Source organism: Pseudomonas sp. AC242 (genome assembly GCF_979258655.1).
The window spans coordinates 5,008,745-5,020,862 of record NZ_OZ409873.1 but is presented as its reverse complement, the minus strand read 5'-3'; the positions used below and the strand labels follow the sequence as shown (position 1 = coordinate 5,020,862).

Sequence of the window (12,118 nt, the reverse complement as noted above, 5' to 3'; positions counted from 1 at the left end):
TAAAATATAACCAAATCATCTCTGAAGCAAGTCTACAGACAGCACGTCTGTGGATTGGTGTCCGTGCGCCGGGCAAAACTTGTAATTGGTGCGCGATCTTGTATGGTTGGTTCCCTTTGAATCTGAGCCTTGCGGGTCTGTTATGAAGTCGGTTGAAGAGCAGCTAGCGCTGATTAAACGTGGTGCGGAAGAACTGTTGGTCGAGTCCGAGCTGATCGAGAAGCTCAAGCGCGGCCAGCCGCTGCGGATCAAGGCTGGTTTTGACCCGACCGCTCCGGATCTGCACCTGGGGCATACCGTGCTTATTAATAAGCTGCGCCAGTTCCAGGAGCTGGGGCATCAGGTAATCTTCCTTATAGGTGACTTCACCGGGATGATCGGTGATCCGAGCGGCAAGAGCGCCACTCGTCCTCCGCTGACTCGTGAGCAGGTTCTGGAAAACGCCGAGACCTACAAGACTCAGGTGTTCAAGATTCTTGATCCGGCGAAAACTGAAGTTGCATTCAACTCCACCTGGATGGATCAGATGGGGCCGGCGGACTTCATTCGTCTGACTTCACAGTACACCGTCGCGCGCATGCTTGAGCGTGATGACTTCGACAAGCGCTACACGACTAACCAGCCAATCGCGATTCACGAGTTTCTCTATCCGCTGGTTCAGGGTTACGACTCGGTGGCCCTGCGCGCGGATGTGGAGTTGGGTGGCACTGATCAGAAGTTCAACTTGCTGATGGGGCGCGAGCTGCAGCGCGGTTATGGTCAAGAGGCTCAATGCATTCTGACCATGCCGCTGCTTGAGGGGCTGGATGGCGTGAAGAAGATGTCCAAGTCATTGGGCAACTACGTCGGCATTCAGGAAGCGCCGGGCGTCATGTACAGCAAGCTGGTTTCGATTCCGGATGCGTTGATGTGGCGTTACTTCGAGCTGCTCAGCTTCCGCTCGATGGATGAGATCAATGCGTTACGTGCCGATGTAGAAGCGGGCGCCAATCCGCGCGACGTCAAAATCAAGCTGGCTGAAGAGATCGTTGCGCGCTTCCATGGTGAAGAGGCAGCGGCCAACGCTCATCGTGCGGCGGGTAACCGTATGAAGGATGGTGAGTTGCCGGATGATCTGCCGGAGGTCGAACTGGCTTCTACTGAAGATATGCCGATCGCGGCTGTCCTTAATAAGGCAGGCCTGGTGAGGAACTCGGCGGCGGCGCGCGATCTGCTGGCGTCTGGTGGGGTGCGCATTGATGGTGAAGTGGTTGATCGCTCCTTTATATATGTACTGGGCGCGACCCACGTTTGCCAGGCAGGCAAGAAGGCATTTGCACGCATCACTCTGAAATCTGAGTGATTCTGAAAATAAGTGTTGACGGCGAATTTTAGATGTCTATAATTCGCCCCACTTCCGGCGCAGTCGAAACGGAAAACTCCTTGAGATTCAATGAGTTATGCAGGTTTCGGCAGTGAGTTGCTTCAGTTCATCGAAGCCGAAAGGAAGTTGAAAAAGAGGTGTTGACAGCAGCGTGTAACGCTGTAGAATTCGCCTCCCGCTGACGAGAGATCGGAAGCGCAAGTGGTTGAAGTTGTTGAAGAATTCTTCGAAAACTTCTGAAAATAATCACTTGACAGCAAATGAGGCTGCTGTAGAATGCGCGCCTCGGTTGAGACGAAAGATCTTAACCAACCGCTCTTTAACAACTGAATCAAGCAATTCGTGTGGGTGCTTGTGGAGTCAGACTGATAGTCAACAAGATTATCAGCATGACAAGTTACTCCGCGAGAAATCAAAGATGTAACCAACGATTGCTGAGCCAAGTTTAGGGTTTCTTAAAAACCCAAAGATGTTTGAACTGAAGAGTTTGATCATGGCTCAGATTGAACGCTGGCGGCAGGCCTAACACATGCAAGTCGAGCGGATGAGAGGAGCTTGCTCCTGGATTCAGCGGCGGACGGGTGAGTAATGCCTAGGAATCTGCCTGGTAGTGGGGGACAACGTTTCGAAAGGAACGCTAATACCGCATACGTCCTACGGGAGAAAGCAGGGGACCTTCGGGCCTTGCGCTATCAGATGAGCCTAGGTCGGATTAGCTAGTTGGTGAGGTAATGGCTCACCAAGGCGACGATCCGTAACTGGTCTGAGAGGATGATCAGTCACACTGGAACTGAGACACGGTCCAGACTCCTACGGGAGGCAGCAGTGGGGAATATTGGACAATGGGCGAAAGCCTGATCCAGCCATGCCGCGTGTGTGAAGAAGGTCTTCGGATTGTAAAGCACTTTAAGTTGGGAGGAAGGGCAGTAAATTAATACTTTGCTGTTTTGACGTTACCGACAGAATAAGCACCGGCTAACTCTGTGCCAGCAGCCGCGGTAATACAGAGGGTGCAAGCGTTAATCGGAATTACTGGGCGTAAAGCGCGCGTAGGTGGTTCGTTAAGTTGGATGTGAAATCCCCGGGCTCAACCTGGGAACTGCATTCAAAACTGTCGAGCTAGAGTATGGTAGAGGGTGGTGGAATTTCCTGTGTAGCGGTGAAATGCGTAGATATAGGAAGGAACACCAGTGGCGAAGGCGACCACCTGGACTGATACTGACACTGAGGTGCGAAAGCGTGGGGAGCAAACAGGATTAGATACCCTGGTAGTCCACGCCGTAAACGATGTCAACTAGCCGTTGGGAGCCTTGAGCTCTTAGTGGCGCAGCTAACGCATTAAGTTGACCGCCTGGGGAGTACGGCCGCAAGGTTAAAACTCAAATGAATTGACGGGGGCCCGCACAAGCGGTGGAGCATGTGGTTTAATTCGAAGCAACGCGAAGAACCTTACCAGGCCTTGACATCCAATGAACTTTCCAGAGATGGATTGGTGCCTTCGGGAACATTGAGACAGGTGCTGCATGGCTGTCGTCAGCTCGTGTCGTGAGATGTTGGGTTAAGTCCCGTAACGAGCGCAACCCTTGTCCTTAGTTACCAGCACGTAATGGTGGGCACTCTAAGGAGACTGCCGGTGACAAACCGGAGGAAGGTGGGGATGACGTCAAGTCATCATGGCCCTTACGGCCTGGGCTACACACGTGCTACAATGGTCGGTACAAAGGGTTGCCAAGCCGCGAGGTGGAGCTAATCCCATAAAACCGATCGTAGTCCGGATCGCAGTCTGCAACTCGACTGCGTGAAGTCGGAATCGCTAGTAATCGTGAATCAGAATGTCACGGTGAATACGTTCCCGGGCCTTGTACACACCGCCCGTCACACCATGGGAGTGGGTTGCACCAGAAGTAGCTAGTCTAACCTTCGGGAGGACGGTTACCACGGTGTGATTCATGACTGGGGTGAAGTCGTAACAAGGTAGCCGTAGGGGAACCTGCGGCTGGATCACCTCCTTAATCGACGACATCAGCTGCTCCATAAGTTCCCACACGAATTGCTTGATTCATTGAAGAAGACGAAAGAAGCAGCCCGAAATTGGGTCTGTAGCTCAGTTGGTTAGAGCGCACCCCTGATAAGGGTGAGGTCGGCAGTTCGAATCTGCCCAGACCCACCAATTTTGTGTGGGAAACGCCTGTAGAAATACGGGGCCATAGCTCAGCTGGGAGAGCGCCTGCCTTGCACGCAGGAGGTCAACGGTTCGATCCCGTTTGGCTCCACCACTACTGCTTCTGAAGTTTGAAAGCTTAGAAATGAGCATTCCATCGTTGTGATGATGAATGTTGATTTCTAGTCTTTGACTAGTTCGTTCTTTAAAAATTTGGGTATGTGATAGAAAGATAGACTGAACGTTACTTTCACTGGTAACGGATCAGGCTAAGGTAAAATTTGTGAGTTCTCTTAGTTGAGAAATTCGAATTTTCGGCGAATGTCGTCTTCACAGTATAACCAGATTGCTTGGGGTTATATGGTCAAGTGAAGAAGCGCATACGGTGGATGCCTTGGCAGTCAGAGGCGATGAAAGACGTGGTAGCCTGCGAAAAGCTTCGGGGAGTCGGCAAACAGACTTTGATCCGGAGATGTCTGAATGGGGGAACCCAGCCATCATAAGATGGTTATCTTGTACTGAATACATAGGTGCAAGAGGCGAACCAGGGGAACTGAAACATCTAAGTACCCTGAGGAAAAGAAATCAACCGAGATTCCCTTAGTAGTGGCGAGCGAACGGGGACTAGCCCTTAAGTGGCTTTGAGATTAGCGGAACGCTCTGGAAAGTGCGGCCATAGTGGGTGATAGCCCTGTACGCGAAAATCTCTTAGTCATGAAATCGAGTAGGACGGAGCACGAGAAACTTTGTCTGAATATGGGGGGACCATCCTCCAAGGCTAAATACTACTGACTGACCGATAGTGAACTAGTACCGTGAGGGAAAGGCGAAAAGAACCCCGGAGAGGGGAGTGAAATAGATCCTGAAACCGTATGCGTACAAGCAGTGGGAGCCCACTTTGTTGGGTGACTGCGTACCTTTTGTATAATGGGTCAGCGACTTATTTTCAGTGGCGAGCTTAACCGAATAGGGGAGGCGTAGCGAAAGCGAGTCTTAATAGGGCGTCTAGTCGCTGGGAATAGACCCGAAACCGGGCGATCTATCCATGGGCAGGTTGAAGGTTGGGTAACACTAACTGGAGGACCGAACCGACTACCGTTGAAAAGTTAGCGGATGACCTGTGGATCGGAGTGAAAGGCTAATCAAGCTCGGAGATAGCTGGTTCTCCTCGAAAGCTATTTAGGTAGCGCCTCATGTATCACTGTAGGGGGTAGAGCACTGTTTCGGCTAGGGGGTCATCCCGACTTACCAAACCGATGCAAACTCCGAATACCTACAAGTGCCGAGCATGGGAGACACACGGCGGGTGCTAACGTCCGTCGTGAAAAGGGAAACAACCCAGACCGTCAGCTAAGGTCCCAAAGTTATGGTTAAGTGGGAAACGATGTGGGAAGGCTTAGACAGCTAGGAGGTTGGCTTAGAAGCAGCCACCCTTTAAAGAAAGCGTAATAGCTCACTAGTCGAGTCGGCCTGCGCGGAAGATGTAACGGGGCTCAAACCATACACCGAAGCTACGGGTATCACCTTCGGGTGATGCGGTAGAGGAGCGTTCTGTAAGCCTGTGAAGGTGAGTTGAGAAGCTTGCTGGAGGTATCAGAAGTGCGAATGCTGACATGAGTAACGACAATGGGTGTGAAAAACACCCACGCCGAAAGACCAAGGTTTCCTGCGCAACGTTAATCGACGCAGGGTTAGTCGGTCCCTAAGGCGAGGCTGAAAAGCGTAGTCGATGGAAAACAGGTTAATATTCCTGTACTTCTGGTTATTGCGATGGAGGGACGGAGAAGGCTAGGCCAGCTTGGCGTTGGTTGTCCAAGTTTAAGGTGGTAGGCTGAGATCTTAGGTAAATCCGGGATCTTAAGGCCGAGAGCTGATGACGAGTGTTCTTTTAGAACACGAAGTGGTTGATGCCATGCTTCCAAGAAAAGCTTCTAAGCTTCAGGTAACCAGGAACCGTACCCCAAACCGACACAGGTGGTTGGGTAGAGAATACCAAGGCGCTTGAGAGAACTCGGGTGAAGGAACTAGGCAAAATGGCACCGTAACTTCGGGAGAAGGTGCGCCGGTGAGGGTGAAGGACTTGCTCCGTAAGCTCATGCCGGTCGAAGATACCAGGCCGCTGCGACTGTTTATTAAAAACACAGCACTCTGCAAACACGAAAGTGGACGTATAGGGTGTGACGCCTGCCCGGTGCCGGAAGGTTAATTGATGGGGTTAGCTAACGCGAAGCTCTTGATCGAAGCCCCGGTAAACGGCGGCCGTAACTATAACGGTCCTAAGGTAGCGAAATTCCTTGTCGGGTAAGTTCCGACCTGCACGAATGGCGTAACGATGGCGGCGCTGTCTCCACCCGAGACTCAGTGAAATTGAAATCGCTGTGAAGATGCAGTGTATCCGCGGCTAGACGGAAAGACCCCGTGAACCTTTACTATAGCTTTGCACTGGACTTTGAATTTGCTTGTGTAGGATAGGTGGGAGGCTTTGAAGCGTGGACGCCAGTTCGCGTGGAGCCATCCTTGAAATACCACCCTGGCAACTTTGAGGTTCTAACTCAGGTCCGTTATCCGGATCGAGGACAGTGTATGGTGGGTAGTTTGACTGGGGCGGTCTCCTCCTAAAGAGTAACGGAGGAGTACGAAGGTGCGCTCAGACCGGTCGGAAATCGGTCGTAGAGTATAAAGGCAAAAGCGCGCTTGACTGCGAGACAGACACGTCGAGCAGGTACGAAAGTAGGTCTTAGTGATCCGGTGGTTCTGTATGGAAGGGCCATCGCTCAACGGATAAAAGGTACTCCGGGGATAACAGGCTGATACCGCCCAAGAGTTCATATCGACGGCGGTGTTTGGCACCTCGATGTCGGCTCATCACATCCTGGGGCTGAAGCCGGTCCCAAGGGTATGGCTGTTCGCCATTTAAAGTGGTACGCGAGCTGGGTTTAGAACGTCGTGAGACAGTTCGGTCCCTATCTGCCGTGGACGTTTGAGATTTGAGAGGGGCTGCTCCTAGTACGAGAGGACCGGAGTGGACGAACCTCTGGTGTTCCGGTTGTCACGCCAGTGGCATTGCCGGGTAGCTATGTTCGGGAAAGATAACCGCTGAAAGCATCTAAGCGGGAAACTTGCCTCAAGATGAGATCTCACTGGAACCTTGAGTTCCCTGAAGGGCCGTCGAAGACTACGACGTTGATAGGTTGGGTGTGTAAGCGCTGTGAGGCGTTGAGCTAACCAATACTAATTGCCCGTGAGGCTTGACCATATAACACCCAAGCAATTTGCGTCGAAGAGACCAGATTGCGGTGTGTGAAGACGAAACGAACCGAAAGTTCGAAAGACTCACAAAACACCAGCTGTCACATACCCAATTTGCTGAAGCGAGGCCACAAGGCCACGATTCAGTACCCGAATTTCTTGACGACCATAGAGCGTTGGAACCACCTGATCCCATCCCGAACTCAGCAGTGAAACGATGCATCGCCGATGGTAGTGTGGGGTTTCCCCATGTGAGAGTAGGTCATCGTCAAGATTAAATTCCGAAACCCCAATTGCGAAAGCAGTTGGGGTTTTGTTTTGCCTGCAGGAAAAGCGTCTGCTTGATTTCTATGCAACGGCCCGGAGCATGGCTATTATTCGGGCCTCATTGTGAGGCGAGACCTGCATGCTGACGTTGTTGAACCTTCTGAAGGATGGTCGATTCCATTCTGGTCAGGATCTGGGGGCTGCCCTGGGAATAAGTCGAAGTGCTGTATGGAAACAGCTTCAGCATCTAGAGGCTGAGCTTGGCTTGTCCATTCATAAAGTTCGCGGGCGGGGTTATCAATTGGCTGCGCCATTAACGCTTCTCGACTCTCGGGCGATATCGGCAATGGCGCCAGGTTGGCCGGTGACCGTTCTGGATTCAGTCGACTCGACAAATGCTGAGGCCTTGCGTGCGATCGGCCAAGGTAGTTTGGCCCCCTTTTTGGTACTCGCGGAGCGACAAGTCTCTGGACGTGGGCGAAGAGGTCGCAAGTGGGTGAGTCCGTTTGCTGAGAATCTCTATTACAGTCTTGTCCTGCGTATTGATGGCGGAATGCGGCAACTCGAGGGGTTGAGTCTTGTCGTGGGGTTGGCTGTTTTGCAGGCTCTGCGAAATTTTGGAGTGCAAAGTACCGGATTGAAGTGGCCCAACGATGTCTTGGTAGGTAACAAGAAAATCGCTGGCATTCTCCTTGAACTCGTCGGAGACCCCGCCGACGTTTGCCATGTTGTGCTGGGCATTGGCATTAACGTGAATATGCAGCTATCGGATGAGGTCGATCAGGAATGGACCTCTATCCGTCTTGAGTCAGGCAAAAGCAGTGATCGTAATGCCTTGGTGGTTGAGCTGAGTAAGCAGTTAAGTGCTCACATCAAGCGCCATCAGGCGGATGGTTTCTCGGTTCTCCAGTCAGAATGGGAGGCCAATCACTTGTGGCAGGGTCGGTCTGTATCGTTGATTGCGGGCTCCAGTCAGATAGACGGCGTTGTGCTCGGAATAGATAGTCAGGGTGCGCTGCGCCTGAAGGTGGATGGCGTGGAAAAAGTCTTTAGTGGTGGTGAGCTCAGCCTGAGGTTGCGTGATGATTCTTGAGCTCGACTGCGGGAACAGCTTTATTAAGTGGCGAGTGCTGAAAGCTGCGCCCGGGGTTCTCTTTTCTGAAGGGGTTGTCGACTCTGATCTGGCGTTACTTGAAAGTTTGAGGTCCCTGGACGGGCTTGTGCTGCGCAAGTGCCGCGTGGTCAGTGTCAGGACTGCGGAAGAAACTGATGTATTAATCGATGCGATCAAGCGGGAGTTCGGTATTTCGGTGGTGTGTGCGAAGTCCGCCCGTGAAATGTCTGGTGTCAAAAATGGTTATGAAGACTATGAGCGTCTAGGGCTTGATAGGTGGTTGGCCATGCTGGGCGGGTTTCATCTTGCATCGGGCAGCGCTTGCCTGGTACTCGATTTCGGTACGGCGGTAACGGCTGACTTTATTGCTGCTGATGGTGAGCATCTGGGAGGTTTCATTTGTCCTGGTATGCCATTGATGCGCAATCAGTTACGTACACATACCCGTAAGATTCGCTATGGAGATCTGGCGGCTGAGCGCGCGCTGTCCAGCAATGCACCTGGGCGCACCACCGTTGAGGCGGTGGAACGTGGGTGTTCGTTAATGTTGCGAGGTTTTGTGCTGACGCAGCTGGAAATGGCGAGCGCCTACTGGGGGGAAGATTTTGCAGTCTTTATAACTGGTGGTGATGCTGTATTGGTTGCAGATGTCGCGCCCAGGGCCAAGGTTGTTCCTGACCTGGTATTTGTGGGGCTGGCTATGGCATGTCCTTTTTCCTGAGGTTTGTATGCGTTGGTTGTTCCTCCTGCTTATCGTTCTTAATGGCTTCTATTATGTCTGGCACCAGCAGGAAGCACCTTTGCGGGCGAAGGACGTAACGCCTCTCAGTTTGTATCGAGGTCCCCAGCAAGACATTCGCTTGCTTAGTGAAACGACAGGTGATGTTCGGGAGGGGCGGGGAGGGCGACGGCAGGAATGTCTGTTCCTCGGTGGTTTTTCCCGGCAGGACTCGCTTTCAGCCCTCCAGCAGCGTTTGGCCGAAATGGGGGTCGACGCGCAATCTTCATCGAAGGATGCTTCCGGGGCTGGTTATTGGTTGTCTGTCGCGCCTCAGGGCCAGCGTTTGTTGGGTGATGCTCAGCTGCAGAACCTTTCCAACGAATTCAATGAGTTAAAACATAAAATAATGCTGTGTGAGGGGGTTGCACCTGCTGAGTAGTTTGCATAGAATGGCGCCCGCTCCACAGCGAAGACCCAAACAGGTTTTCAGTGTGAGGCGATGTCAACGCAGCTAACCTCAGGTTTTTAAATGAGAAAATGCTTGACAAGGGGTTGGCATAGTATAGAATGCCGGCCTGATTAGGAGGGGTTCCCGAGCGGCCAAAGGGATCAGACTGTAAATCTGACGTCTACGACTTCGAAGGTTCGAATCCTTCTCCCTCCACCAGATTTAAGCGTGAGCTGCAGGCTCCGCGGGTATAGTTTAGTGGTAGAACCTCAGCCTTCCAAGCTGATGATGCGGGTTCGATTCCCGCTACCCGCTCCAAGTTTGCAGGTTGTGCAAAGTGTTTTGCTCTTGTAGCTCAGTTGGTAGAGCACACCCTTGGTAAGGGTGAGGTCAGCGGTTCAAATCCGCTCAAGAGCTCCATATAACAAGGCAGATATGAAAATATCTGCCTTTGTTTTAATGGTTGATATTGTTTGTCTAATTTCTTCTGTTGAGGGTGATATCGATGGCTAAGGAAAAATTTGATCGTTCCCTGCCCCACGTCAACGTTGGGACCATTGGTCACGTTGACCACGGTAAAACCACTCTGACTGCTGCTCTGACTCGCGTTTGCTCCGAAGTTTTCGGTTCCGCAATCGTTGACTTCGACAAGATCGACAGTGCGCCAGAAGAAAAGGCTCGCGGTATCACCATCAACACCGCACACGTTGAGTACAACTCGAAGATCCGTCACTACGCTCACGTTGACTGCCCGGGTCACGCTGACTATGTGAAGAACATGATCACCGGTGCTGCTCAAATGGACGGCGCTATTCTGGTTTGCTCGGCCGCTGATGGTCCGATGCCACAAACCCGTGAGCACATCCTGCTGTCCCGTCAGGTTGGCGTTCCGTACATCGTGGTTTTCCTGAACAAGGCTGACCTGGTAGACGACGCTGAGCTGCTGGAACTGGTTGAGATGGAAGTTCGCGACCTGCTGTCCACCTATGACTTCCCAGGTGACGATACTCCGATCATCATCGGTTCGGCTCGTATGGCTCTGGAAGGCAAAGACGACAACGAGATGGGCACCACTGCCGTCAAGAAACTGGTTGAAACTCTGGATAGCTACATCCCAGAACCAGTGCGTGTAACCGACAAGCCGTTCCTGATGCCAATCGAAGACGTATTCTCGATCTCGGGTCGCGGTACTGTTGTGACCGGTCGTATCGAGCGCGGTATCGTTCGCGTTCAAGATCCGCTGGAAATCGTTGGTCTGCGTGACACCACCGTTACTACTTGCACCGGTGTTGAAATGTTCCGCAAGCTGCTCGACGAAGGTCGTGCTGGCGAGAACTGCGGCGTTCTGCTGCGTGGCACCAAGCGTGACGACGTTGAGCGTGGTCAGGTTCTGGTTAAGCCGGGTTCGGTTAAGCCGCACACCAAGTTCACTGCAGAGGTTTATGTTCTGAGCAAGGAAGAAGGCGGTCGTCATACTCCGTTCTTCAAAGGCTACCGTCCACAGTTCTACTTCCGTACTACTGACGTGACTGGTAATTGCGAGTTGCCAGAAGGCGTTGAAATGGTAATGCCAGGTGATAACATTCAGATGACTGTTACCCTGATCAAAACCATCGCAATGGAAGATGGTCTGCGCTTCGCTATCCGTGAAGGCGGTCGTACCGTCGGCGCCGGTGTCGTAGCTAAAATCATCGAGTAAGTAGTTGTAATGTATTTTTCGGGCCGGCATAATGGTCGGCCTGATTTTGTTTTAGGTCAGTAGCTCAATTGGCAGAGCGACGGTCTCCAAAACCGTAGGTTGGGGGTTCGATTCCCTCCTGACCTGCCAGATTCACTTGGTGTGTCTGGCTTTCTTTTCACAGGATCTTCAAAGATGACTCCTAAAGCTGAAGCTCAAGGCTCTCGCTTCGATCTGCTCAAGTGGCTTGTAGTTGTCGCTTTGGTGGTTGTTGGCGTTGTTGGCAATCAGTATTACTCTGCTTCGCCGATCCTGTACCGTGTACTCGCCTTGCTTGTCATTGCTGCTGTAGCTGCCTTTGTAGGCCTGCAGACTGCGAAGGGCAAGTCTTTCTTTGTACTGGTTAAGGAAGCTCGCACCGAGATTCGTAAAGTCGTTTGGCCAACTCGCCAAGAAACCACGCAGACCACCCTTATTGTGGTGGCTGTTGTTCTGGTTATGGCGTTGCTGTTGTGGGGTCTTGACTCCCTGCTCGGCTGGCTTGTTTCCTTGATTGTCGGCTAAGGGTGTCCCGTGGCTAAGCGTTGGTATGTTGTGCATGCTTACTCGGGTTACGAGAAGCATGTGATGCGCTCGCTGGTCGAGCGCGTAAAGCTGGCTGGCATGGAAGATGGCTTCGGCGAGATTCTGGTTCCCACTGAAGAAGTGGTTGAAATGCGTAACGGCCAGAAGCGCAAAAGCGAGCGTAAGTTCTTTCCAGGCTACGTGCTGGTTCAGATGGATATGAACGAGGGTACTTGGCACTTGGTCAAGGATACTCCTCGGGTGATGGGTTTCATTGGCGGTACCGCTGATAAGCCTGCACCAATCACCGATAAAGAGGCAGAGGCAATTCTGCGTCGTGTTGCTGATGGTAGCGACAAGCCGAAGCCGAAGACTCTCTTTGAGCCAGGTGAAACGGTGCGAGTCAATGACGGTCCATTTGCTGATTTCAATGGCGTTGTTGAAGAAGTTAACTACGAAAAGAGCCGGATCCAAGTGGCTGTGCTTATTTTCGGTCGCTCTACCCCGGTAGAGTTGGAGTTCAGTCAGGTCGAAAAGGTCTAGCTGAACAAGC

The 12,118-nt window shown here is 52.2% G+C and carries 7 protein-coding genes, 6 tRNA genes and 3 rRNA genes; all 16 read left to right on the top strand.

Translation table 11 applies throughout. The features are described from left to right. Positions 1-142: 142 nt before the first annotated feature. The 16 genes from tyrS to nusG all read left to right on the top strand — a co-directional run bounded on the left by tyrS (position 143) and on the right by nusG (position 12,108). Positions 143-1,342 (top strand): tyrosine--tRNA ligase, encoded by a 1,200-nt coding sequence (tyrS, locus tag ACZZ0A_RS22570; RefSeq protein ID WP_463543755.1) that lies wholly within the window; start codon positions 143-145, stop codon positions 1,340-1,342. Positions 1,343-1,838: 496 nt separating this feature from the next. Beyond that, positions 1,839-3,375 (top strand): 16S ribosomal RNA (locus ACZZ0A_RS22565). A gap of 81 nt (positions 3,376-3,456) precedes the next feature. Then, a tRNA-Ile gene (locus ACZZ0A_RS22560) sits at positions 3,457-3,533 on the top strand. A 30-nt stretch (positions 3,534-3,563) separates the two neighbouring features. Then, a tRNA-Ala gene (locus tag ACZZ0A_RS22555) sits at positions 3,564-3,639 on the top strand. 247 nt (positions 3,640-3,886) lie between these two features. Then, positions 3,887-6,780 (top strand): 23S ribosomal RNA (locus tag ACZZ0A_RS22550). Between the two features lie 151 nt (positions 6,781-6,931). Beyond that, positions 6,932-7,047, top strand: a 5S ribosomal RNA gene (gene rrf / locus ACZZ0A_RS22545). Together the 16S, 23S and 5S rRNA genes with 2 tRNA genes alongside form the textbook arrangement of a ribosomal RNA operon. A 132-nt stretch (positions 7,048-7,179) precedes the next feature. After that, on the top strand, positions 7,180-8,133 hold the full coding sequence (gene birA / locus ACZZ0A_RS22540; protein WP_095114413.1) for a bifunctional biotin--[acetyl-CoA-carboxylase] ligase/biotin operon repressor BirA: 954 nt from the start codon (positions 7,180-7,182) through the stop codon (positions 8,131-8,133). Continuing rightward, positions 8,123-8,875, top strand: a complete 753-nt coding sequence (locus tag ACZZ0A_RS22535; RefSeq protein WP_095114414.1) for a pantothenate kinase — start codon at positions 8,123-8,125, stop codon at positions 8,873-8,875. The genes birA and ACZZ0A_RS22535 overlap by 11 nt, the downstream gene beginning before the upstream one ends. A gap of 7 nt (positions 8,876-8,882) precedes the next feature. Continuing rightward, positions 8,883-9,314 carry a hypothetical protein gene (locus tag ACZZ0A_RS22530; protein WP_007918473.1) on the top strand — a complete coding sequence of 144 codons (432 nt, stop codon included), beginning with the start codon at positions 8,883-8,885 and terminating at the stop codon, positions 9,312-9,314. Positions 9,315-9,457: 143 nt separating this feature from the next. Next, a tRNA-Tyr gene (locus ACZZ0A_RS22525) sits at positions 9,458-9,542 on the top strand. A gap of 25 nt (positions 9,543-9,567) precedes the next feature. After that, positions 9,568-9,641, top strand: a tRNA-Gly gene (locus ACZZ0A_RS22520). Between the two features lie 26 nt (positions 9,642-9,667). Continuing rightward, positions 9,668-9,743: transfer RNA gene (locus tag ACZZ0A_RS22515), tRNA-Thr, on the top strand. Between the two features lie 85 nt (positions 9,744-9,828). Further along, a complete protein-coding gene (tuf, locus tag ACZZ0A_RS22510) occupies positions 9,829-11,022 on the top strand; it encodes an elongation factor Tu (protein ID WP_053124324.1) in 1,194 nt (397 codons plus the stop codon). Between the two features lie 53 nt (positions 11,023-11,075). Next, a tRNA-Trp gene (locus tag ACZZ0A_RS22505) sits at positions 11,076-11,151 on the top strand. Positions 11,152-11,196: 45 nt separating this feature from the next. Beyond that, complete coding sequence (secE, locus tag ACZZ0A_RS22500) at positions 11,197-11,565, top strand: preprotein translocase subunit SecE (RefSeq protein WP_007916493.1); 369 nt, start codon at positions 11,197-11,199, stop codon at positions 11,563-11,565. Between the two features lie 9 nt (positions 11,566-11,574). Next, positions 11,575-12,108 carry a transcription termination/antitermination protein NusG gene (gene nusG / locus ACZZ0A_RS22495; protein ID WP_007916492.1) on the top strand — a complete coding sequence of 178 codons (534 nt, stop codon included), beginning with the start codon at positions 11,575-11,577 and terminating at the stop codon, positions 12,106-12,108. Positions 12,109-12,118 lie beyond the last annotated feature (10 nt).